The organism is Cupriavidus sp. DF5525, assembly GCF_040149425.2.
Lineage (GTDB): Bacteria > Pseudomonadota > Gammaproteobacteria > Burkholderiales > Burkholderiaceae > Cupriavidus > Cupriavidus pickettii_A.
Genome location: NZ_CP168265.1, coordinates 650,043 through 673,025 on the forward strand (window position 1 = coordinate 650,043; position 22,983 = coordinate 673,025).

Annotated in this window: 21 protein-coding genes; 13 read left to right on the plus strand and 8 right to left on the minus strand. The window is 67.0% G+C overall.

Translation table 11 applies throughout. From position 1 onward, the window contains the following. Window positions 1-3: 3 nt before the first annotated feature. The 5 genes from ABNX08_RS03150 (at window position 4) to ABNX08_RS03170 (ending at window position 4,698) form a co-directional block, all read left to right on the plus strand. A complete protein-coding gene (locus ABNX08_RS03150) occupies window positions 4-1,572 on the plus strand; it encodes a TolC family protein (protein WP_349605613.1) in 1,569 nt (522 codons plus the stop codon). Next, window positions 1,569-2,720 carry an HlyD family secretion protein gene (locus tag ABNX08_RS03155; RefSeq protein WP_349605614.1) on the plus strand — a complete coding sequence of 384 codons (1,152 nt, stop codon included), beginning with the start codon at window positions 1,569-1,571 and terminating at the stop codon, window positions 2,718-2,720. Before ABNX08_RS03150 ends, ABNX08_RS03155 begins: the two co-directional genes overlap by 4 nt. Then, window positions 2,710-3,774 carry a DUF2955 domain-containing protein gene (locus ABNX08_RS03160; protein ID WP_349605615.1) on the plus strand — a complete coding sequence of 355 codons (1,065 nt, stop codon included), beginning with the start codon at window positions 2,710-2,712 and terminating at the stop codon, window positions 3,772-3,774. Before ABNX08_RS03155 ends, ABNX08_RS03160 begins: the two co-directional genes overlap by 11 nt. A gap of 11 nt (window positions 3,775-3,785) precedes the next feature. Next, a complete protein-coding gene (locus tag ABNX08_RS03165; protein ID WP_349605616.1) occupies window positions 3,786-4,235 on the plus strand; it encodes an ion channel in 450 nt (149 codons plus the stop codon). 67 nt (window positions 4,236-4,302) lie between these two features. Then, the gene (locus tag ABNX08_RS03170; RefSeq protein WP_349605618.1) at window positions 4,303-4,698 is read left to right on the plus strand and encodes an avidin/streptavidin family protein; all 396 of its coding nucleotides are present in this window, start codon (window positions 4,303-4,305) and stop codon (window positions 4,696-4,698) included. A gap of 4 nt (window positions 4,699-4,702) precedes the next feature. Here the strand turns inward: ABNX08_RS03170 and ABNX08_RS03175 are convergent, their stop codons facing one another. Beyond that, window positions 4,703-5,506, minus strand: coding sequence for a BPL-N domain-containing protein (locus ABNX08_RS03175; protein WP_022533725.1), 804 nt, complete (start codon window positions 5,504-5,506; stop codon window positions 4,703-4,705). Window positions 5,507-5,642: 136 nt separating this feature from the next. Here ABNX08_RS03175 and ABNX08_RS03180 point away from each other — a divergent pair, with 136 nt between their 5' ends. Beyond that, window positions 5,643-6,350 (plus strand): GntR family transcriptional regulator, encoded by a 708-nt coding sequence (locus tag ABNX08_RS03180; protein ID WP_022533726.1) that lies wholly within the window; start codon window positions 5,643-5,645, stop codon window positions 6,348-6,350. A 50-nt stretch (window positions 6,351-6,400) separates the two neighbouring features. Here ABNX08_RS03180 and ABNX08_RS03185 read toward each other — a convergent pair whose 3' ends face one another. From ABNX08_RS03185 to accB, 7 genes are read right to left on the minus strand one after another with little or no spacing between them, the layout of a single operon-like run. Then, on the minus strand, window positions 6,401-7,570 hold the full coding sequence (locus ABNX08_RS03185) for an acetyl-CoA acetyltransferase (protein WP_349605620.1): 1,170 nt from the start codon (window positions 7,568-7,570) through the stop codon (window positions 6,401-6,403). Window positions 7,571-7,580: 10 nt separating this feature from the next. Continuing rightward, the gene (locus ABNX08_RS03190; RefSeq protein ID WP_349605621.1) at window positions 7,581-9,125 is read right to left on the minus strand and encodes an AMP-binding protein; all 1,545 of its coding nucleotides are present in this window, start codon (window positions 9,123-9,125) and stop codon (window positions 7,581-7,583) included. Next, entirely contained in the window at window positions 9,122-9,577 is a 456-nt protein-coding gene (locus ABNX08_RS03195; protein ID WP_349605622.1) for a Zn-ribbon domain-containing OB-fold protein, read from the minus strand. The genes ABNX08_RS03190 and ABNX08_RS03195 overlap by 4 nt, the downstream gene beginning before the upstream one ends. Before the next feature lie 10 nt (window positions 9,578-9,587). Next, the gene (locus ABNX08_RS03200; protein ID WP_349605623.1) at window positions 9,588-11,090 is read right to left on the minus strand and encodes a carboxylase; all 1,503 of its coding nucleotides are present in this window, start codon (window positions 11,088-11,090) and stop codon (window positions 9,588-9,590) included. A 4-nt stretch (window positions 11,091-11,094) separates the two neighbouring features. Further along, a complete protein-coding gene (locus tag ABNX08_RS03205; RefSeq protein WP_349605624.1) occupies window positions 11,095-12,564 on the minus strand; it encodes a hypothetical protein in 1,470 nt (489 codons plus the stop codon). Then, window positions 12,561-14,024 (minus strand): acetyl-CoA carboxylase biotin carboxylase subunit, encoded by a 1,464-nt coding sequence (accC, locus tag ABNX08_RS03210; protein ID WP_349605626.1) that lies wholly within the window; start codon window positions 14,022-14,024, stop codon window positions 12,561-12,563. The genes ABNX08_RS03205 and accC overlap by 4 nt, the downstream gene beginning before the upstream one ends. A 2-nt stretch (window positions 14,025-14,026) precedes the next feature. Then, window positions 14,027-14,518 carry an acetyl-CoA carboxylase biotin carboxyl carrier protein gene (gene accB / locus ABNX08_RS03215; protein ID WP_349605627.1) on the minus strand — a complete coding sequence of 164 codons (492 nt, stop codon included), beginning with the start codon at window positions 14,516-14,518 and terminating at the stop codon, window positions 14,027-14,029. 146 nt (window positions 14,519-14,664) lie between these two features. On the opposite strand from accB, the gene ABNX08_RS03220 reads away from it, so the two are divergent. The 7 genes from ABNX08_RS03220 to ABNX08_RS03250 are packed head-to-tail and all read left to right on the plus strand — an operon-like array spanning window position 14,665 to window position 22,894. Further along, window positions 14,665-14,889: a biotin/lipoyl-binding carrier protein gene (locus ABNX08_RS03220; RefSeq protein WP_022533734.1), complete on the plus strand. Its 225-nt coding sequence runs from the start codon at window positions 14,665-14,667 to the stop codon at window positions 14,887-14,889. 5 nt (window positions 14,890-14,894) lie between these two features. Then, the gene (locus ABNX08_RS03225; protein WP_349605628.1) at window positions 14,895-15,674 is read left to right on the plus strand and encodes a GntR family transcriptional regulator; all 780 of its coding nucleotides are present in this window, start codon (window positions 14,895-14,897) and stop codon (window positions 15,672-15,674) included. Further along, window positions 15,671-17,248: an AMP-binding protein gene (locus tag ABNX08_RS03230; RefSeq protein ID WP_349605629.1), complete on the plus strand. Its 1,578-nt coding sequence runs from the start codon at window positions 15,671-15,673 to the stop codon at window positions 17,246-17,248. The genes ABNX08_RS03225 and ABNX08_RS03230 overlap by 4 nt, the downstream gene beginning before the upstream one ends. Beyond that, window positions 17,245-18,864 (plus strand): carboxyl transferase domain-containing protein, encoded by a 1,620-nt coding sequence (locus tag ABNX08_RS03235; RefSeq protein ID WP_349605630.1) that lies wholly within the window; start codon window positions 17,245-17,247, stop codon window positions 18,862-18,864. Before ABNX08_RS03230 ends, ABNX08_RS03235 begins: the two co-directional genes overlap by 4 nt. A 15-nt stretch (window positions 18,865-18,879) precedes the next feature. After that, a complete protein-coding gene (locus tag ABNX08_RS03240) occupies window positions 18,880-20,490 on the plus strand; it encodes a carboxyl transferase domain-containing protein (protein WP_349605632.1) in 1,611 nt (536 codons plus the stop codon). Window positions 20,491-20,531: 41 nt separating this feature from the next. Next, window positions 20,532-21,851 (plus strand): MFS transporter, encoded by a 1,320-nt coding sequence (locus ABNX08_RS03245; RefSeq protein ID WP_349605634.1) that lies wholly within the window; start codon window positions 20,532-20,534, stop codon window positions 21,849-21,851. Window positions 21,852-21,907: 56 nt separating this feature from the next. Further along, entirely contained in the window at window positions 21,908-22,894 is a 987-nt protein-coding gene (locus ABNX08_RS03250) for a tripartite tricarboxylate transporter substrate binding protein (protein WP_349605636.1), read from the plus strand. Window positions 22,895-22,983: the final 89 nt, after the last annotated feature.

Consider the following 22,983-nt stretch of genomic DNA (forward strand, 5'->3'; position numbering starts at 1 on the left):
CCCATGTCGCGCTGGCATCTTCCGTTCCGCGTCTTGCTGACCGGCGCATTCTGCCTCAGCGGCTGCGCGCGCGTGGGACCGGACTTCCAGCCGCAGCGTGAGCCCTGGGCGCAGCAGTGGCGCAGCCCGGCGCTCGACCAGGCGACCGAAATGCGTACGCAGCCGGACATCCGCGAGTGGTGGCAGGTGTTCGCCGACCCGACCCTCGAACGCCTGATTGCCGAAGCCGATGCGAACAACGCCGGCCTCAGGATCGCGGGCCTGCGGGTGATGGAAGCCCGCGCGCAGCTGGGCATTGCCCAGAGCGGGCGCTACCCTCAGCTGCAGCAGGCCAGGGCCGATGTCCTGTACACGGATAGCCGGCAGGCCGGCGGCCGCAACCCGCAAAACAATCGCTTCTGGCAATACAGCGCCGGTTTCGACATCGGCTGGGAACTGGATTTCTGGGGGCGCTTCAGCCGCGCCATCGAGTCTGCCGATGCCGCCTATTTTGCGGCCCGCGCTAACCATGAAGACGTGCTGGTACTGCTGCGGGCCCAGATGGCGGAAACCTACTTCGCGCTGCGCACGGCCGAGGCGCGGCTGCGCATCGCCCGCGACAATGCCAGGCTGCAGAAGCGCAGCTTTGAGATCACCGAGCGGCTGTTCAAGAGCGGCGAGACCGACGAGCTCGACCTGCAGCAAGCCAAGACGCAATACCTGGGCACGCTGAGCAGCATTCCTGAGTTTGAAAGCCAGATCATGCGCACGCGCAATGCGCTGGCGGTGCTGGTGGGCCGCCCCCCCGGCCCGATGCCCGAACTGTCGGAGCTGGCGGAAAAGGAAGGTGAGATCCCCCTGATCGACCGGGCCGTGCTGCAGGACGTGCCCGCCAACCTGCTGCTGCGCCGCCCGGATATCCGCGCCGCCGAGCTGCAGATTGCCGCGCAATCGGCGCTGATCGGCGTGGCGCAAGCCGAGCTCTATCCGTCGCTGACACTGCTGGGCAGCATTGTCTGGTCCGCCACCACGCTGGCCGGCACGCCCAACAGCCTGGCCCTGGTCGGCGGCCCCAGCCTGCGCTGGAACGTGTTCGACTATGGCCGGATCCGCAACAACGTGCGCGTCCAGGACTCCCGCCTGCAGCAACTGATCGTCGCCTACCAGGACGCCGTGCGACAGGCCGCGCGCGAGGCCGACGATGCCGCCAGCGGCCTGGTCAAGGCGCTGGAGCGCGAGGAAATCCTGCGCGACGGGACGGTCGCTGCCAATCGCTCGCTGACGCTGGCCAACGCGCTGTACCGCGAAGGCTATTCGGACTTCCAGCGCGTACTGGATGCCCAGCGCGCGCTTGCCACCCAGCAGGACGCCTACCTGCTCAATCGCAGCAGTGCCGTGAGCAACCTGATTGCCTTGTACAGGGCCCTGGGCGGCGGGTGGTACAGCGAGCGGCCGCTGGTCGACGCGGCCACCCGTGAACAGATGCAGCAACGCACCAACTGGGGGGACCTGCTGAATGAGCCGGGTCCCAGACCCGTCGATGCCAGCCTGCCTGCAGACCAGAGGCAGGTTCCTGTCAGCGAGCAACGATGAGCAACGACACGCCGAAGCCAGCCGAAGCGCCTGCGCCGCCCGCGCCAGCGGCGCCACCCGCGCCTGAATCCGCCGCCGCCGATCCGGCAAGGAAGGGGATCAGGTGGGTCCTGCTGGTGATCCTCATCAGCCTGGCCTGGTACCTCCTGGCCGACCGGCTGACCCCCTACACGCAGCAGGCACGGGTGCAGACTTTTGTCGTGCCGGTCGCGTCTGAAGTGTCCGGGCGCGTGACCCGGGTGTATGTGCGCAACAACCAGGACGTTGCGGCAGGCGCGGTCCTGTTCGAGGTCGATCCGCAGCACTACAAGATTGCCGTCGACCGCGCCCGTGCCGATCTCGAGTCGACACGCCGGCAGATCGGCGCCAGCACCGCCGGCATCGAGTCGGCGCAGGCCTCCCTGCGTGCCGCGCGCGCCAACGAGCTCAAGGCACGCCAGGACAGCGAACGCCTGGAACGCCTGTACCGCGAGGATCCCGGCACCATTTCACTGCGCCGCCTCGAAATCGCGCGCGCCAGCCTGGAGGCAGCCACCAGCCAGGTGGCCGCGGCCAAAGCCGAGGTGCAGCGCGCGCGCGAGCAGCAGGGGGGCAGCGAGGAAGAGAATGCCAAGCTGCGCAGCGCCGCCACGGCGCTGGAGAAGGCCGAGCTGGACCTTGCCAATACCCGGGTGCGGGCACGCTCGGCCGGCCTGGTCACCGACCTGCGCACCGATGCCGGCCAGTTTGCTGCTGCCGGCAACCCGGTCATGACGCTGATCACGATCCACGATATGTGGATCAATGCGGAAATGACCGAGAACAACCTAGGCCACGTCGAGCCTGGCACACCGGTTGCCATCGTGCTGGACGCACTGCCAGGCAGGATCTTCGAAGGCCGCGTGCGCAGCGTCGGCTACGGCGTCAACACCGGCCCCAGCACGCCGCCCGGCAGCCTGCCGACGGTGCAGAACAGCCGCGACTGGCTGCGCCCGGCCCAACGCTTCCCGGTGATCGTCGAGTTCAACCCGGGCGAACTGACCACGCTGCGCGGCATCCGCGTAGGCGGACAGGCCGAGGTCATGGCGTTCCCGCTGCATGGCAATCCGCTCAATCCGCTCGGCCGCGTGTTCCTGTTCCTGATGAGCTGGCTTTCCTATGTCTACTGACAGCACTGCGCCCCTGTCCGGCGCGCGCTCGCGCTCGCCCCGCGCGCAGCGCGCGCAGCGCGCGCTGCGGCTGGCCAGCGGCACCGCGCTGTGCCTGGCGGCCAGCTTCGGCCTGCAGCTGCCGATCCCCATGGTCGCCCCGGTCCTCGCCGTGTTCCTGCTTGCCAGCCTCAACCGGCCGATGTCGCTCAAGGCCGGGCTGGGCCTGGCGCTGGTCGTGATGCTGACCACCGGCAGTGGGCTGCTGCTGATTCCCTTGCTGCGCCACTACGGCTTGAGCGGCGTGCTGCTGATCGGCCTCGGCCTGTTCCTGGCCTTCCGCCTTGGTCTGAGCGGCGGCAACAACCTGGTCTCCACTTTCCTGGTGGTCGGCCTGACCATGATCTCGGCCGCCGGCACTTTCGATTTCGGACTGGCGGTCACGGTCATCGAGGCGCTGGTCAAGGGACTGCTGGTCGCGGTGGCAGTGCTGGCGATCGGCCATTGGCTGTTTCCCGAACCCGCCGGTGCGCCGGCAGCGCCCGCGGCCCCGGCCTTGCCGGCTGACCAGGCTGCCTGGATCGCGCTACGCGCTACCCTGGTGGTGATGCCGGCCTACCTGCTGGCGCTGAACGATCCGGCCGGCTACATGCCGATCATCATGAAAGCGGTCAGCCTCGGCCGGCAAAGCTGCACCACCACGGCTCGCAACGCCGGCCGCGAACTCATCGGCTCGACGCTGCTCGGCGGCGCGCTGGCGATACTGTTCTGGGGCGCGCTCAGCCTGTTCGTGCACCTGTGGATGTTCTTCCTGTGGATGCTGCTGTTCGGCCTGCTGGTCGCGCGCAAGCTCTATGGCCTCAGCCCGACGCGGCAGCCGCCGAGCTTCTGGCTGAATACCCTAGTGACCCTGATTATCCTGCTGGGGCAGTCGGTGCAGGACAGCGCCGCCGGCAAGGATGTCTACACGGCATTCGCCGTGCGCATGGCACTGTTTATCGGCGTTACCCTGTATGCCTGGATGATGCTCCAGTTGCTCGATCAACCCCGCCGTGTGCGCCGACACGGCACCTGAACCGGCCCATCATGCTGCGCAATCTGCTAATCGGCCTTCCCGTGATGATGCTTTGCCTGCTGCTGCAGGCCGTCTTCATCACCATTTGCCTGCGCTACTACGTACGCTTCGACAATGTCCGGCGAAACCGCGCAGCGCTGTCGCTGGATATCCTGATGCTGGCGATGGTGATGCTGGTGACCTTGCTCGGCAATTTCGTGCAGATGGCGATCTGGGCGGTCCTGTTTATGCTGCTTGGCGAATTCAGCGACTACGCCACCGCGCTGTACCACTCCGGTGTCAACTTCGCCACGCTGGGCTACGGCGATATCGTCATGTCCGCGGACCGGCGTTTGCTGGGGCCGCTGGAGGCGGCCAACGGGATCCTGATGTTCGGCGTCTCCACCTCGGTGATGACCGCCGCGGTGCTGGACGTGATCAAGCACAACCTCGCCGGACTGCGTGGCAGCGAGCAGCCATAACCTCAGGCAAGCGGGACTCGCCGGGCTTCAGACGCCCGCCGCGCCGGACAAGACGCAAGGAGACACCATGACAATCCGAGTTGGACGATGGCTGAGCCGCAACGGCGGCGGGCTCGAGATTCTTTCCATCGGGCCGGGTGCCCATTTCACCGGGCGCTACCAGACCAAGGTGGGAAAGCCCGACCCCAATGCCTGGTTCGATACCCACGGCATGACCGACGGCGCGCTGATCGGCTTCACGGTGCTTTGGAAGAACCAGTCGGAGCAGCATGCCTCGCTGACCACCTTTGCCGGCCGCTACCTGGCCCAGGGCGAACAGGATGGCCTGGGCGATCCATCGCGCGAGCGCATCGAGGCCCAATGGGTGCTGGCCCGCCGCTACGAGGACGATGATCCCGGCAAGCCGCACGCGATGTGGGAGACTTTTATCTCCAACTCCGCCATCTGGTACTGGACGCCCTGACCGGTCATCCCAGCGCGAGGCCGGCATGGACCAGCAACTGGCGGAACACCGCCAGTCGCGCCTCGCCGGTCTGCGCCAGCCTCTGGCAGACGTGGACGTGCGCGGTCCTGTCGCTGTGGCCTAGCAAGGCGTCCTTGCACTCGCGCTCCGAGATCTCCAGGTGGACGCCGGTCAGGATCGCGCTGCCCTTGCCCACGCGTGAGCTCACGATCGCGGGCGGGTCGCCTTCGATGCCGGTATAGACGGCCAGCACCTCGGCCTCGGGCCCCGGGGCATGGCCGAAATCGAAGCGGCAGCCGCCGTGGTAGTGCGTGTAAAGCGACACCGGGGCAGTGGTCAGCCGGTCCGTCGTCCGGATCTCCACCGCGGCGGTGCTGCGCGGCGTGCCGTCATAGGCGACGCCTCCCGTGAGTTCGGGCAAGGAGCCAACCGCGACCGCATCCACGAAGCTCAGCTCCCGCGTGCCGCAAATCTCGCCCGCGCTGCCGGCGTGAAAGGCGAGTTCCCTGCACGCGTAGTACGCACCCGCGCAGATGCCAAGGTAGACCCCGCCTTGTTCGACAAAGCGCCGGATACGCGCGTTGGGGGCACCGTTCAGCGCCGCGCAATAGGGCAGGTCGGCACCGCCCGGCATGACGAACAGCACCGCGTCATCGAAGAGCGATGCGTCATGCCGGATGTCATCGGCCATGACCGCACGGATTTCGTACGCACCGGAACGAAGCTGCTGCCCGATGGTGCGCATCAGGCGCGCGGTGCCGTCGGAGGTGCCGGCATCGATATAGGTCAGGATCTGGGGCTTTGACATGATGGTTCGTCGTGATTCAGCGCAGTCTCTCGCTGTGGCTCGTGATCTTCCCCACGCAGTTGTGGTCTAATCTCATGCTTACATTGCGTTTGTCTACAATCGTAGTTCCTGAATTGCGCAGTTTCGAGTTTTCGACATGACCACACAATCCAATCGTCCCGCCAGCCGCCAACTGAGGACACTGCCTGAGCAGATCGCCGATAGCATCTTCACCGCCATCGCGAACGGCGAGTACGCCCCGGGCGAGCGCATCCGCGAAGAAGGGCTGGCCGAGCAGTTCGCAGTCAGCCGCGGACCGGTGCGCGAGGCCTTGCGCATCCTTGAGAAGGATTCGGTGGTGAACATCCTGCCCAACAAGGGCGCCCACGTCACCCAGCTCTCGATCAAGGAAGTCGCCGATATCTTTGAGATCCGCGGCAAGCTGTCCGGCACCATGATCAGCCGGCTGAGCACGGAAGAGGCGGCGCAGCTTGCGGCGACCATCGAAGCCGACGTGCGCGCGCTGGAAACGCTGGCGCAGGAGCCGGACGGCGCCGCCGCCTTCATCGAAACCTCGTTCCGCCTGGGGCGCATCCTGCGCGAGGCTTGCACCAATGAGCGCCTGGCCGAGATCCTGGGTTCGCTGGCGCGGCAGACGCTGCGCTACACCCAGCTTGGCCTGTCCACGCCGGCACGGCGCAAGGAATCGGCACGCAACTGGCGCACGCTGCAGAAGGGCCTCAAGTCGGGCAACCTCGATGCCGCGGCGGAAGCGGTCGAAAAGCTGATCGGCGATTCGATGCGCGAGGCGATCAGGCAGCTCGAAGCGCAGCGGGATGCCGCGCCGCGCGCCGCCGGAAACTGAGCGGCGGGCACAGGCTGGCAGACTGGCTTCTGGTGTCATGGCATAACCCGCTAAGCCGTGCCCAGCACCATCACCATATACGCGGACATGACCAGGCCGCCTGCCTGCACCAGGCAGTTGCGAGCGCCAGGCACCTGGCGCTCCCCGCAATCCCCGCGTAGCTGACGGACCGACTCGATCATCAGCGGCATGCCGAACATGCCGCCGTGATTGAAGGACAAGCCGCCGCCCGAGGTATTCAGCGGGAACGCTCCTCCCGGCGCGATGCGTCCCCCTTGCACGAAGGCGCCACTTTCGCCGCGCCCGCAGAATCCCAGCGCCTCCAGGCCGATCAGCACGTTGCTGGTGAACGCGTCGTAGATCTGCACGATGTCGATCTCGCTACGGCTCAGGCCGGCGCGCTCCAAGGCCAGCCGGCCCATCTCCGCGAGCACGCCGTTGTCGATCCAGTCGTCCATGCCAAACGGCGTGGCGTGCTGGATATATTGCTCCGCGAACCCTTGCACCAGCACCGGCGGGCGGCGCAAGTCGCGCGCGCGCCTGGTCCGCACCAGCACCATGGCGCCGGCGCTGTCGGTGACCTGGCAGATATCGAGCTTGCGCAGCGGGTCGGCAACCATGGGCGAGGCCAGGTAGTCGGCCATGGTCAACGGCTCGCGCGCCACCGCATGCGGATTGAGCTGCGCCCAGCGCCTGGCCGCCAGCGCGACTTCCCCAAGGTCTTCGGCGCGCGTGCCGTAGCGGTGCATGTGCAGGCGTGCCTGCATCGCGTAGAAGCCGATCGGGCTCAGCATGCCATACGGCTGCACGAACTGGCCGTTCGGCACGCGGGCATCCTGCGCGTGGCCGCCGCGCGCGCGGCTGCGGTCCAGGCGCTGTGTGCTGCCATAGGTGATCAGCGCAACATTGCACAGGCCCGCCTCCATCGCCGCCATCGCGTGGACGATATGCGTCAGGTTGGATTGCCCGCCGACCACGGTGCTGTCGACATAGCGCGGTTGTAGCCCCATGTACTCGGTCACCAGCAAGCCGGCGGCGCGGTCATCCCAGTGCGCGAAAACGGCGTCGATGTCAGAGGGCTTCAGCCCCGCGTCCAGGATCGCGAGCCGCGCCGCTTCGCATTGCAGCGACAACGCGGTGTCGCCCGGCTGGGCCTTGCCCATGCCCGCCTCGCCGACGCCCGCGATGGCATAGCGGCCACTCAGTGCTTTCGGGTCCATGTCCATCCATTCAAACCGGCTTTGATGCAGCCGTAAGCTGCGATCGCACATCCTTCTTCAGCACCTTGCCGACCGGGCTGCGTGGCAGCGTGGGCCAGAATTCCACCTGCTTGGGCGTCTTCAGGCTGCCGAAGCGCTTGCGGCACAGATCGACGATCTCGTCGGCGGTGGCATTGCAGCCGGGTTTGAGCTCGATCACGGCGGTCAGGCGCTCGCCCCAGTCGGCGTCGGGTACGCCAACCACGGCGCAGTCCTGCACCGCGGGATGTCCCCAGATCACCTGCTCGATCTCGCTCGGGTAGATGTTGAAGCCGCCGGAGATGACCATGTCCTTCTTGCGATCGACCACATACAGGTAGCCGTTCTCGTCGAACACGCCGATGTCGCCGGTATGGTGCCAGCCGAACGCGCGCGCCTCGGCGGTGGCCTTGGGGTTGTTGTAATAGCCGGGCGAAACGAGGTCGCCGCGGGCCACGATCTCGCCGCGTTCGCCCGTGCCCACGATATTGCCCTCGTCGTCCATCAGCGCAACCTCGCAGGCGCCTGACGGGCGGCCGGCGGAGGCGAGATGCTTGTCGAGCTCGGGGTCGTTGTGCACGAAATGGTCCTTGCGCGACAGGCAGGTGATGACTCCGGGCACTTCCGACTGGCCATAGCTCTGCATGAACACCTGGCCCCAGAGGGCAATGCCTTCGCGCAGCTTGTCGACCGACATCGGCGCGGCACCATACAGCACGTACTCGAGGGAGGAGCAGTCGCGCGTGCGCGCATCGGGGTGGGCGAGCAGGCGATAGATCATGGTGGGCGGCAGGAAGATATGCGTCACGCGTTCGCGCTCGATCGCTTCGAGGATCACGCCCGGATCGGCCGACGGCGCGATCACGTTGCGCGCGCCGATTCGTGCCAGTGCCACCATCGTAGCGCCCGCGGCATGCGTGAGCGGCGCCACCACCAGGTGCACGGGGTCCTTGCGCGGCGGCATGAACTGGTTGCTGATCCGGTACGCCGTCTCGAGCGAGCGGTGGCTCTGCATGATCGCCTTCGGGCGGCCGGTGGTGCCGCCGGAGGACTTGATGATCGCGATGTCGTCGGCTTCGCGCCGCACCGTCACGCGTTTCCCGGCGAAGTCCTTCACCCATTGCGCGATGTAGTGGCCGTTCGGTTCCAGCGGCTCGGTCAGCCCGATGACGCGTCCGAGCGTCGGGATTTCCCGCTTCAGGCGTTCGAGATGGGGCGCATATTGTGCGTGGCAGATCAGCACCGTGATCTCGCAGAAACTGGCGAACCAGATGATGTCCTCGATGGGATCGCGCGCGTTGAGCGGTACGAACACCGCGCCGCTGCGCATCACGCCCAGCATCGCCGGCAGCACCATCGGATGATTGGGCGAGAGCACGCCGACATGCGTGCCCGGTTGTACGTCGCGCACCAGCGCGGCGGCAACCGCATGCGATGCGCCGGCCGCGTCCTGGTAGCTCATGCGCACGTCGCCACCCTGGACGAAGATGCGGTCTGGAAATGCCGTGGCGCCGGCGTCGAAGGAATCGATGATCATGGTTTGTCTCCGGTATCGGGAATGGGCCGGGCGCTGGCGCTGCCCGTGAGCCGGAACATTGGCAGTGCGATGTCGTCGCTGATGCGTTCAAAGCACACTTCAACCGGCGCGCCGACGGCAAGGCAATCGGGGTCGGCATCGACAATGCCTGCCAGCATGCGCACGCCCTCGTCGAGCTCGATCATGCCGATCGCATAGGGCACGTGCGACGCAAAAGCGGGATGCGCGGCGACATGGCACACGGTGTAGGTGTAGATCCGCCCGCGGCCGCTGGCCTGCACCCACTCGAGCTGGTCGGACAGGCATTGCGTGCAGAAGCGGCGCGGGTAGAACTGGTGGCGCGAACAGGCGCGGCAGTACTGGAGCTCGAGCCGGCCTTCGCCCGCCGCCCGCCAGTAGTGGACGGTTTCGACGGTGGGAATCGGCTGCGGCCTTGCGAGGGAAACGTTCATGTGGCTCTCCTCAGTTCGCGCTCAGCGAGAAATCGCTGCCGGAGACCTGCACCTTCGCCTTGCTCTGGCGCTGTGCCAGGCCGGCCACGAGATCGACGACCGGGTGGTGGACGCTGAAGCTGTCGCCCGTGCCCGTCGGCGCCAGGCCGTTCACCTTCTCGTCGCCGTACATATAGCGCAGCAGCAGTTCGTCGTCGCCGATATTCTTGTAGCGCTTGCGCAAGCCCGGCAGTACCGGTTCGATCACGGGCGGCGTCAGGCTCACATCCTTCGAGCCGTTGGCAATGACCTTGTCTTTCACGTTCGCGTTGACCGGCAGCGGCAGGGCACCGAAGTACCCGCAGACATACTTCTTCACTTCGTCGGGCACGACCTTGTAGCGCTCGCCGTTGATCACGTTCATCACCGCCTGCGCGCCGATGATGGCGGGATAAGGCGTGACCATGATCGGCGAGCCGAGCTCCACGCGCACCCGCCCGATCTCTTCCAGCACGGCAGGCAGCTTGTCGGAAATGCCGGCGAGCTTGAGTTGCGATTCCAGGTTGCTCATCGCACCGCCCGCGTACTGGGTGATGTAGTGGCTGGGCTCGTATTCGGCAGGCACGCCGACCGGATGGCCTTCGCGCTCGGCCAGCGCGCCAAGATACGCGCCCACTTCGTCGAGCAAGCCGTCATTGACCACCACGTCGAAGCCGATCTCGCGCAGGTTGCGCGCAATCATCTGGCTGGCCGGCAGCGAATTGCCGTTGGCCATCGGGTCCACCGCCGTCAGGATGCTGTCGGCGCCGTGCACCGCGGCCTCGAGCGCGAGCAAGGGCCCGAGTCCGGTCAGGCAGTGGGTGTTGAATTCCAGTCGTGCCTTATCACCGATGGCCTGCTTCATTGCCGGCACCAGGGTGCGTACGCGGTCGATCGTCAGGATGCCGGCCGCATCGGCCAGCGTGACGGTCTGCACGCCAAAGCGTTCGACGGCCTCGCGCGCCTTGCGCACATACAAGGCGTCGTCATAGCCGGGCGCGATGTTGTAGCCGAGCAAGAGCGTCACGTTGGCGCCGAGCCGGCGCGCCATGGCGATGCTGGGGGCGAGGTTGTCCGAGCACATCAGCGCATCGAAGATGCCGATGTCGCGGACGCCGTTGGCGATCTGCCGCTCGACGAAGAGCTCGGTGATGTCGTCGGCCACCGGGAAGAAGCCACGCATCAGGTTGCTGCGGATGGCGGCGCGCAGCGGCGTGCGCGTGAACCGCTCGCGCAGCAGGCGGATGCGCTCGAACGGGTCCTGGTTCAGGAACAGCACGCTGGCATCGAACTGCACCAGCGCGATCGCCTGCAGCGACAGGAAGCCGGCCTGGTCCATGCGTTCCGCGATCGGCAGCATGTGCTCGGTGCGCATGCGGGTGGCCCACAGGCATTGCTGGCCGTCGCGCAGGGTGTCGTCGGTCAGGCGGATGGTGCGGCGCTTGCCGGTGCGCGCGGTTTCCGCGGCAACGAGTTTCTTGAGGTCTTCGAGCATGAGTTCAGCCCTCCGTGCCCTGGAGTTGAATCGAAACGCCGGGCCCCTGCACGCTGAGCTGTGCATAGCGGGCGGCGCGTGCCGTGAGTCCGGCGAGGAGTGCATCCGCTGGCGTGGTGGGTACATAACGCAGCGCTTCCAGCGAAGCCGGTGCGGGAAGCCCCTCCGGTGCGACGCCGCAGGCCAGGAAAAGCACCAGCGCCGCGTCATTCGACGTGGGATGTGCCGCGCGCAATGCGGCGAGCGATGGTGCCGCTGCTTTGGGCACCGCACCGACACGCTGGAGCAACGTGGCGTCGACGTTGCCTGCCGCCGCGCCGTGAACCTGTTGCAAGGCGCGGCGGACGCCGGGCCGAAGCTCGGCATAGCGCGGCAGGCCCTGCAGATGCTGCAGCGCCTGTTCCGCGATCGGCCGCGCGAACGGCGCCAGCATCGGTGGCATACCGATCTCGCTGCGGATCAGCGCGCACTCGTTGGCAAAGGCGTGCAGCTTGTGCGTCAGCCCCAGTTCGGCCAGCCGTTGCATGCACTGCGCGGCGACTTCGCCCGGCAACTGGTGCGCGTAGGGGGCGATGTCAAAGACCCAGGGGCGTGCCGGCGCAAAGCCGTGGCGATCGGCCAGTTCCGCGAGCAGCCGGTCGGCTTCGCCGACGGCATGCAGCGTCTGCTCGCTGGCTGGTGTTCCCAGTGCCAGCATGCGCAGCGATTTCAGCAGCGTGCCCAGCGCCGGCACCGAGGCGCCGTTGCCCAGTGGCGCGAACGCGGTGTCGAGCCCGTCGATGCCGAGCCGTACCGCCTCCAGCGCAACCATGGGGCCGAGCGCGGTCTGGCAGCGCAGATGGAGATCAAGAGGTGTGGCACCCGGTCCCGTGCCCAGTCCTGCGCGCAGCGCGGGCAGCAGCGTGGCCAGCCGGTCCGGGGTCAGCAGGCCGGCCTCGTCGCGCAGCATCACGCGGGTGGCGCCTGCCTCGGCCAGTGCCGCGGCCTGCTCCTGCAGCGCATCGTCGCTGTGCGTGGAGCCGTGCGCAAACGGCAGGGCGGCGATCATGGTCAGGCCAAGCGCCTTGCCGGCCTTCAGCACCGGCGCGATGCGCGCGATCTCCACCATCGGGTCGATCAGCACGATCTCGGACACGCCGCGCTGCACCAGTTCGCGCAACCACAGCGTGGCGGCCTCGGTCGGGATCACGTCGATGCCGCGCCTGCCGTGTTCCGTCAGCAGCGCAATGGCGGCGCGCAGTGCAATGCCGGGGCAGCGTTCGCGCAACAGCTCGACGCGCTGCCAGGGGTCTTCGCCCCTCGCCACGCATTGCTGCAGCGTGGCCGGGGAAGCGACTTCGATCGCCGCGGGGGCGACTGCCGCCAGCCGGGTGGCAACGGCAAGCATCATCGGCGTCGTCATGGCGCCGGCCCAGCGCGCGCTCTGGCCGTCGGTCAGGCTGACGTCTGTGTAACGCAGGGCGGGCTTGCTCATGACTTCACCTCGGCGGCAGCCTGCGCATCCTTGGCAGCCTGTTTGGCGGCGTCCTTGGCGGCCTTTTGCTCCGCCTTGCGCTGCGGCAGGAAGGTCTCTTCGACCCAGCGCGTCGTGACCCGGCCGCCGACGAAGTCTTCATGCGCCAGCACGGCGTCATGGAAGCGCGCGGTCGTGGTCGGGCCTTCGACCTGCAGGCCCTCCAGTGCAGCGCGCATGCGTGCGATGGCTTGCTCGCGCGTGGCTGCGTGGACGATCAGCTTGCCGAGCAGCGAATCGTAGTAGGGCGGCACGGTGTAGCCAGCATAGCAATGCGTATCGACGCGGATGCCTTCGCCGCTGGGCACGTCCCAGCGCGAGATCACCCCCGGACGCGGCAGGAAGTTGCGGTCCGGGTCCTCGGCGTTGATACGGCATTCAATGGCATGACCCTGCAGCTGGACGTCGTCCTGTGTGAACGACAGCGGCAACCCGGCCGCAACCCGGATCTGCTCGGCGACCAGGTCAAAGCCGGTAATCATCTCCGTCACCGGGTGCTCGACCTGGATGCGCGTGTTCATCTCGAGAAAGAAGTACTTGTTGTCGCGCTGGTCGACCACGAACTCGATCGTGCCCGCGCCGCAGTAGCCGGCGTTGCGCGTCAGGCTCACCGCGCATTCGCCCATGGCCTGGCGCATTTCCGCATCGACCGCCGGGGAGGGTGCCTCTTCGATCAGCTTCTGGTGGCGGCGCTGGGTCGAGCACTCGCGCTCGCCCAGGTAGACCACGTTGCCGTGCGCATCGGCCATCACCTGGATCTCGATGTGGCGCGCATGCTCAATGAATTTCTCCATATACAGCGTGGCGTCGCCGAACGCGGACTGGGCTTCGTTGGCGGCCGAGCGCATCAGCGATTCGAGTTCGCTCTCATCCCTGACCACCCGCATGCCGCGCCCGCCGCCGCCAGCGGTGGCCTTGATCAGCACCGGGTAGCCGATCTGCGCCCCGACGTGGCGCGCATGCGCCACATCGGCCAGCGCGCCGGAGCCGGGTACCCGCGGTACGCCAGCCTGTTCGGCCAGGCCCACGGCGGTGATCTTGTCACCCATCGCATCGATGGCTTCGGCGGACGGCCCGACGAACACCAGCCCGGCCTTGAGGCAGGCGCGCACGAACGACGAGCGCTCGGACAGGAAGCCGTAGCCGGGATGCACCGCGTCGCAGCCAGTGCGCAATGCCGCCTCGACGATCTTGTCGGCACGCAGGTAGCTCTCGGCAGCGAGCGGCGGACCGAGCACTACTACTTCGTCGGCCAGTCTGGCGGCCAGCGTATCGGTGTCCGCTTCGGAAACACCTACCACCGCCTCGATGCCCAGGGTGCGGCAGGCGCGGATCACGCGCACGGCGATCTCGCCACGGTTGGCGACGAACACGCGCCGGATATTGCGCTTTGCCACGGGGGCTTGTGCATTGTTGTGCATATTCAGCCCTCCTGTGCCGGCTTGATCAGCATCACGATCTGGCCGTGCTGCACCGGCTTGCCGTCCTCGACCGCGATGCGCTCGACGGTGCCAGCCACTTCGGCCTTGACCGAGTTGAACATCTTCATCACCTCGACCAGGCACACCGTGTCGCCGATGTTGACCGTGCTGCCCACCGCGACAAAGGCCGGCTGCTCGGGGCTGGGGTGCAGATAGAAGGTGCCGACCATCGGCGCGCGTACTGCGATCAGGCCCGCAGGCACATCTTCAAGGGGGGGCGGGCTGGCGGCCACGTCAGTCGTGGCGGGGGCTTGAGCCGGCGCGGCGGCTCGCGTTGCCGCAGGCATAGGCGCCAGCTGGGAAGCGCCTGAAGCGGCCCCGGGCTTGCGCGCATGCAGCGCGAACTCGCCGACCGTCACGTCCAGCGATTCCAGGTGTTCAGCGCTGTCGAGGATTTCGAGGATACGACGTACGTCGGTATGGGATAGGGGCATGGCTTTGTCTCCATCTACGGAAGTGTGCGCGTCTTCGTCAGCGCATGGATTCATTAAATCATGCTCACATTACTATTGTCAACAATCACAATGTAGAATAAAGTTCAGTCATCCGACGTAGGGTCGGGCTAATTCAGGAACTCGACATGACGACAGAGACGATTCGATCCGAGATCACCGGCACCGTGTGGAAGGTAGTCGTGGAGCCAGGCACCGCGCTGCAGGCCGACGACACCATCATGATTCTCGAATCCATGAAGATGGAGATCCCGGTGCTGGCGCCCGAAGACGGCCGGGTGCTCAGGCTACTGATCGCCGAGGGCGAGCCGGTGCGCGAAGGGCAGGAAATCGCGGTCTTCGAGGAAGAGTGAGCGCCATGAAGCACCCGGACGCGGAAGGAGACTGGCAAGGGGCGCCGATGCGCGTCTGTGCCGGGCATCACTTGCAAACGGTGCCGGAGCAGATCGCAGAGCGCATCTTCGCGGCCATCGAACGGGGCGAGTACGCGCCGGGCGAACGTATCCGCGAAGAAACGCTCGCCGAGCAGTTCGCGGTCAGCCGCGGACCGGTGCGCGAAGCGCTGCGCATCCTGGAGAAGGACTCGGTCGTGCGCATCCTGCCTAATCGTGGCGCGCACGTCACGCAGCTCTCCATCAAGGAGGTCTGCGACATCTTCGATATCCGCCGCGACCTGGTGGCAGCGATGATCCGCCGGCTTGGCCGCCGCAACGAAGCGGTCATTGCCTGGCTCGACGCGGAAGTGCGCGAGCTTGAAACGGTGGTACAGGGCTCCGGCCCGGGCGACGCCTATCTCGCCATCACCGACCGACTGGGGCGCATGCTGGCCGACAGTTCCGGGAACGAGCGGCTGGCGGAAATCCTGGGCTCGCTGGCGCGGCAGACGCGGCGCTACACAAAGCTCGGGCTGGCCACCGCGGCGCGGCGCGAAGAATCGGCACGCACCTGGCGGGCGCTGCTGAACGACCTGAAGGCCGGCGACGTGAACCGCGCGGCCAATGCCGTCGAACACCTGATCGACGCTTCGCGCCACGAAGCCGTCAGGCAACTGGAGGCGGACACGGCGAGCGCCGGACACGAAGCCACCGGACACGAAAGGGCGAATGCCGCCCTCCGAACAAAGGACTTGCTTCAATGAGTGCAAAGAGAATCGCAGGCCATGCCTTGTCATGGGCCGCTGGGCAGTTTCGCGACCGGCCCGCGGTCGTGTTCCGCGACCGCAGGTTCAGCTATACGCAGATCGAACGGCGCAGCAACCAGCTCGCCAACGCGCTGATCGGCCTGGGACTGCGTCCCGGCGAACGGCTCGCCGTGCTGCTCAACAACTCGGTGGAGAGCATCGACAGCCAGTTCGGCGCCGAGAAGGCGGCGCAGACCTACGTGGCCCTGAACGCGCGCCACACCTTGCGCGAACAGGCGGCGATCCTCAACGACGCCGAGGCTTCGGTGCTGATCGCCGGCGCCGAGTTTCGCGAGATTGCGCAGCAGGTGCGCCATCTCGTGCCGTCGCTGCGCCACGTGATCGGCGTGGGCTGGCAGGGCGCCGGTGTGCTCGGGTTCGATGCGCTGCTCGCCTGCGCTTCGGACCGTTTCCCGGGTCTTGAGGTGCCGGCCGACCTGCTGCTGCGTATCGCCTACACCTCGGGAACGACCGGCCAGCCGAAGGGCGTTGCCTACAGCATCGAACGCTGGGAGGCACGCCTGGCCAACCAGTTTGGTGCCATGGAATACGGCCTCGGCATCGACGACGCGATGCTTCACGTCGGCCCGCTCACCCATGCGGCCGGGGTGCACCTGCTGCCGTGCTACTTGCGTGGGGCACGCAATATCGTGGCCGACCGCTTCGATGCCGGGCAGGTGCTGGCGCAGATCGCCAGCGATCGCATCACCCAGTTGATGGTGGTGCCTACCATGCTGAGCCGCCTGCTTGAAGCGCTGGCCGCCAACCCCGCAGCCGACGTGTCTGCCCTGCGGCGCGTGCACTACGGCACCGCGCCGACGCCAACCAGCACGATCCACGAGGCGTTGCAGCGGCTGGGTCCGATCCTGCGCCAGCAATACGGCATGACCGAAGCGGTCCAGCCCTTGTCCGTGCTCTACCCGCACGAGCACCTGGAGCACGGCCAGCCCTCGGCGCGCATCGCCTCGTGCGGCCGGCCGACCACGAATGTCCGGATCACGGTGCGCGATGCCGACGGGCAAGCCTTGCCGACCGGTGAAGTAGGCGAGATCGCGCTCGCGCACCAGGGCATCGGCGCAGTGGCGTTCTGGCGCCGGCCAGACCTGGAGCGCGAATCCATCCGTGACGGCTGGTACTACAGCGGCGACCTTGGCCGCTTCGACGACGAAGGCTTTCTCTACATCGTCGGCCGCAACAAGGACATGATGATCAGCGGCGGCTTCAACGTCTATGCGCGCGAAGTCGAGGACGCGCTGCACGCGCATCCGGCAGTAGCCGAGGTGGCGGTGCTGGGCCTGCCCGACGCCGAGTGGGGCGAGGTGGTCGCCGCATTCGTGGTGCGCCGGCCCGGACAAAGCGGCGACGCCGATGCGCTCGGCCGGCATTGCGCCGGGCTGATCGCCGGCTACAAGAAACCACGCGTGATCGAGTTTGTCGACGCGCTGCCGCGCAACCATGCCGGCAAGGTGACCAAGAACGACTTGCGCGACGCCTATCTGGCGCGCCATGCAGAAGGAGCGATTTCCAAATGAACACGACTCAGGCAACCCAGCCCGCAACGCAGCCCGCAACCCAGCCTGTTACGGGCGAATGGACGGACGAACTCCATGAGCTGACACAGCGCCGCGCCATCGCGCATGCACTCGGCGGCGAGGAACAGGTCGTGCGCCATCACGCACAAGGCAAGCTCACGGCGCGCGAACGTATCGATTACTTGCTCGACGCCGGCAGCTTCGCCGAGATCGGCGTGCTGGCCGGTTCCGTCAAGTACGGTGCAGATCGCAAGCGCGAGCAATTCACGCCCAGCAATGCGGTGGTCGGCATCGGCAAGATCGATGCGCGGCGCACGGTGGTGGCGGCCGACGACTTCACGATCCGCGCCGGCTCGTCCGAAGGTTCGGTGTCGGAAAAGTGGATCTATGCCGACCGCTACGCGTGGGAGTACAAGCTGCCGATCGTGCGCATGGTCGACAGCGCCGGCGGCAGCGTCAAGCTGCTCGACAAGCTCGGCCATACCAAGATTCCGGGCTATGCCATGTTGCCGATGACGCAGCTGCTCGGCGCCGTGCCTGTGGTCGGCATCGCGCTGGGCGCCTGCGCGGGGCTCGGCGCCGTGCGGGTCGGTTCCGCCCATCTGTCCATCATGATTCGTGGCAAGAGCCAGGTCTTCGCCGGCGGGCCGCCGGTGGTGAAGCAGGCGTTGGGCCTCGACATCGACAAGGAGGGGCTCGGCGGCTACGACGCGATGCACCGTTTCAGCGGCGCGGTGAGCCTGGCCGTTGAAACCGAAGAGCAGGCCCTGGAGGCCACGCGGCGTTTCCTTTCGTACCTTCCCGGCAATGTGTGGGAACAGCCGCCGCGCGTGGCCTGCGAGGATCCGGTCGATCGCTGCGACGAGTGGCTCAACCGGGCGATCCCCGCCGACAAGCGCAAGGTCTTCCAGGCACGCAAGATCCTAAAGGCGATCTTCGACGAAGGCTCGTTGTTCGAGATGTCGCCGGACTTCGGCGGCTCGACCATCACCTGCCTGGCGCGCCTGAACGGCCATGCCGTGGGCGTGATGACCAACAACCCGATGGTGATGGGCGGCGCCCTGACGCGCGCCGCCGCGCTGAAGATGGCGCGCTTCGTCGACCTGTGCGACACCTTCCACCTGCCCATCGTCAACCTGGCCGATCAGCCGGGCGTGATGACCGGCCCCGACGCCGAACGCGAAGGCACGCTGTCCGCCGCGCTGCAGGCCATGCATGCGATCGAGCAGTCTGGCGTGCCTTGGCTGGCGATCGTGCTGCGGCGTTGCGTGGGCCTGGCCGGCGCCATGCTGAGCCCGTGGCACGGGCCGTCGGGCACCGCGCTGCCGAACCGCTATGCGTGGCCGTCGGCACGCTGGGGCTCGATTCCGGTTGAGGGCGGCGTCGCCGCGGCCTACAAGCAGGATATCGCCGCCGCCGCCGACCCGGTCGCGCACCGCCTGGACCTTGAAGCGCACTACCACGCGATCTCGTCGCCGCTGCGCACCGCCGAGCGCTTCGGTGTGCTCGACATCATCGAACCGGCGAGCACGCGGCCGCTGCTTTGCGCCTGGGTCGAAGACGCCTACCAGGCCACCGCCCGCCGCCTCGGCCCGGTCGGCCGCACGATGCGCTGAGCGAGGAGACCGTACATGACAATCACATCCGCAGTATCCGCAACATCCGCACAATCCAGCCCCGCCACCAACGTCGCGGGGGCAGGCCTCTCCACCTACGAAGAACAACGCGCCCAACTCGACGCCCGCGTCCTTGACGCTCTCGCGATGGGCGGCGAAGCCAAGCTCGCGAAGCGCCGCGCCAGCGGCCACCTGAATGCGCGTGAGCGTGTCGAGCAACTGCTGGACGCAGACTCGTTCAGCGAAACCGGGATGCTGGCCGTCTCGCTCCTGCCCGCCGATCGCGACAGCTCACCGGCCGACGCCAAGATCACCGGCACCGGCCGCATCGAAGGGCGGCGCGTGGCCGTGGTGTCGAACGACATGACGGTCATGGGCGCGTCGTCCTCTGCGATCAACATGCGCAAGATCGCCCGCTTGAAGGAGACGGCCACGCGCAGCGGCATGCCGCTGATCTTCCTGGGCGAGTCGAGCGGTTCGCGGGTGCCTGACAGCCTGGGCGCGGAAGCGATGGCCGGTGCCGGCCAGGACCCGCAGCAGTACTGCCGCCGGCGTGAAATCCCTTGGGTGAGCGCCGTGCTCGGGCCCTGCCTGGGCTCGTCGACCTGGTACACCTGCCTTTCCGATTTCGTGGTGATGCGCAAGGGCGCGTTCCTCGCGGTGTCGAGCGCGCGTGTCACGTCGCTCGCCATCGGCGAAGCGGTCGATCCCGAGGAACTCGGCGGCTGGAAGCTGCATGCCGAGCAGACCGGGCTGGTGGACGTGATTGTCAACAGCGACGAGGAAGCGCTCGCGGCGATCCGCCGCTTCCTCAGCTACCTGCCCTCGCACGCCGGTGCCCGCCCGCCGAGCGTTCCGGCTGCCGAGGCGATCGCGCCCGACGCGGACAAGCTCCTCGAACTGGTGCCGTCCGCGCGCAGCAAGACCTACGACATGCGCAAGGTCATCGCTGGCATCGTCGACGAAGGCAGCTTCCTCAACCTGAAGGATCGCTTCGGTCGTGCCGCGGTGACCGGCCTGGCGCGGCTGAATGGCGAGAGCGTCGGCATCGTCGCCTCGAATCCGATGTTCAAGGGCGGCGCGATGGACCCCGAGGCTTGCCGCAAGGTCACGTCGTTCCTGGTGATGTGCGATTCGTTCAACATTCCTGTCCTCTTCCTGGTCGACACGCCGGGCTTCCTGGTTGGCATCGAGGGCGAGCGCAAGGCTGCACCCGCGCACATCATGAACATGATTCACGCCGTGCAGCTGTGCAGCGTGCCTAAGCTGTCAGTAATCCTGCGCAAGAGCTACGGCCAGGCCTATATCAACATGGGCGGCGGCCGCAACAGCGACGAGGTGGCGGCCTGGACCAGCGCCGACACCAGCTTCATGGACCCGCAGATCGGTGTCAGCGTGCTCCACGGCATCAAGCGCGAGGACGACCCGGCGCGCTTTGACCAACTGAAGGCCGAACTGGCACGCGATACCTCGGCCTACGCACTGGCCGGCGCCTTCGGCGTGCAGGCCGTGATTGCCCCGCAGCAGACCCGCGCCTGGCTGATCGAAGCATTGGCCACCCATCGCCGCGAACGCAACGGCGGCATCGGCCAGCACGAGATGCGCTCGTGGCCGACGTACATCTGAGCGCACTTCGACCAGAAGGCTTAACCCAAGGGATGCCAGACGTGAAAACCACTACCCTGTCGGCCGTAACGGCCAACACCCCCCTGAACGCGCCCACCGGGCTGTCGCGTGCCTATGCATGGGCCGTGTTCGCGCTCACCTTTGGCCTGATGCTGTCCGACTACCTGTCGCGCCAGGTCATCGGCGCGGTCTTCCCAGCCCTGAAAGCCGAATGGGCGCTGTCCGACTCGCAGCTCGGGATGCTGGTGAGCGTGGTCTCGCTCGCCGTGGGCGTGCTGTGCGTGCCGATTTCCCTGGTCTCGGACCGCTGGGGACGCGTCAAAAGCATCACGCTGATGGCCTTCGTGTGGTGTCTTGCGACCATCGCCTGCGGCCTGGCGCAGAGCTATGGCCAGTTGCTGTTGGCGCGGATGTTCGTCGGCCTCGGCGAGGCGGCCTACGGTGCAGCGGGGGCCGCGTTGCTGGCCCATGTATTTCCCGCCAGGCAGCGCGCCGCGGTGCTGGGCGCGTTCCTGTCGGCCGGCTTGTTCGGGTCCGTACTCGGCGTGGTCGTCGGGGGCGCTGTGGCGGCCCAGGCGGGGTGGCGCATGGCGTTCTTTGCCGTGGGTGCGCCGGGCCTGCTGCTGGCCGTGATCTATCCCTTCGTCGTGCGCGACTACAAGACCGTCGCGTTGAGCGCCGAGGGGCAGGGCGATGCCGCGCCGGCCCGGCTGCGCATCGGCCAGATCGCGCGCGAAGTGTTTGCCGCGCGCTCGGGCAATCTCACCTACATCGCGAGCGGATTGCAAATGGCAATACCCGCGATCCTCATTGCATGGCTGCCGACATACCTCGGCCGCTACCAGGGCATGGATGTGAAGCAGGCCGGGCTGATGGCCGGCGTGGCCGTATTGGCTTCCGGCATCGGCATGATCTTTGGCGGCGGTCTGGCGGACCGGCTCAGCGCCAGGCACCCGCGGCGCCGGGTGCTGGTGCCCGCCGCCTATGCGGTGCTGTCGGCCCTGGTGCTAATCACCGCGTTCGCGCTGCCGCCCGGTCCGTTGGCCCTGGGCCTGATCTTCCTTGGCGCATTGTTCGCCGCGGCGCACGGCGGCTGTTCCGGGGCCATCGTTTGCGATGTCACCCATCCCGGCGTGCGCGCGACGGTGACGGCGACCATCGCCCTGGCCAACAACCTGATTGGGCTTGCGCCAGGCCCGCTGCTCGTCGGGGCGTTCTCGGACGTTCTCGGCCTGAAGCTGGCACTGACGCTGGCGCCGGTGTTTGCGCTGGCGGCTGCGGTCTTCTTCGTCCTGGCTTCGCGCAGCTACGAGGCAGACGCCGCACGCCATCGCACAAGCGGGACGCAGGAGCCGGCCTGATCGTATTCCACGACCGTTCGACCCAAATCACTGACATCAAAAGACAGGAGCGAGACATGACCATTTCCCTTTCCCCCCGCAGCCTCGGCGTCGTCCTGGGCATGGCGGTCGCCATGCTGGCGCCAACTGCGGCGTTTGCGCAGGTGCAGTCCGACAAGCCGCTTCGCATCATCGCAGCCGGGCCTGCCGGCGGTTCCCTCGACATCGTGTCGCGCCTGCTGGCCGAAGGCATGCAGAAGGAACTGCACCAGCCGGTGATCGTCGAGCCGAAGCCGGGCTCCGGCGGTGCGCTCGCGGTCAACGACCTGACGCAGGCGGCGCACGACGGCAACACGATGCTGGTTGCGCTCGATGCGCTGGTCAGCGAGATCCCCCATATCGTCAAGCTGCGTTTCGACATGTTCAGGGAGGTCAAGCCGATCGCCGAACTCGCGCGCGGCGGGCTGGTGATGGTGGGAAATCCGTCGTTGCCTGCAAAGAACCTCGCCGAGGTGATTGCCTACGTGAAGGCGAATCCGGGCAAGGTCAACTACGCCTCCTACAGCCCCGGCACCGTCTCGCACGTGATGGGGTTGCAGCTGAATCGCGCCGTCGGCATCGACATGTCGCACATCGGCTATAAGGGCACGCCCCCGGCGCTCGCCGACGTGATGGGCGGGCACGTGCAGCTGATGTTCGCAGGCATACCGAACGCGATTCCCCTGATCAAGAGCGGGAAGATCGTGCCCTTCGCCGTCAGCCTGCCCCAGCGTTCGCCGATGCTGCCCAATGTGCCGACCTTCTCCGAACTCGGCTACCCCCAGCTCGAGGCGCTGGTCTGGCTGGGCCTGTGGGTCACGCCAGACGTCCCGGCCGCGGCGCAGGCCAGGTTGCGCGAAGCCGCGCTGAAGGTCATGGCGCAGCCGGCCACGCGTGAGCGCCTGAGAGAGTTCGGCCTCGACGCGGGCCAGCCGCGCACGCCCGAAGAGATGACGAAATCGCTGCGCAGCGACTACGCGCGCATCGGCGCCGTGCTGAAGTCGATCGACTTCAAGCCGGAATGAGCGGCGTGTCATTTCCTTGGGAGGGCTCTTATATCGGAAATCGAAATAACTGAATTCCCCAATCACTGAAAGCCGACGATGATCTCAGG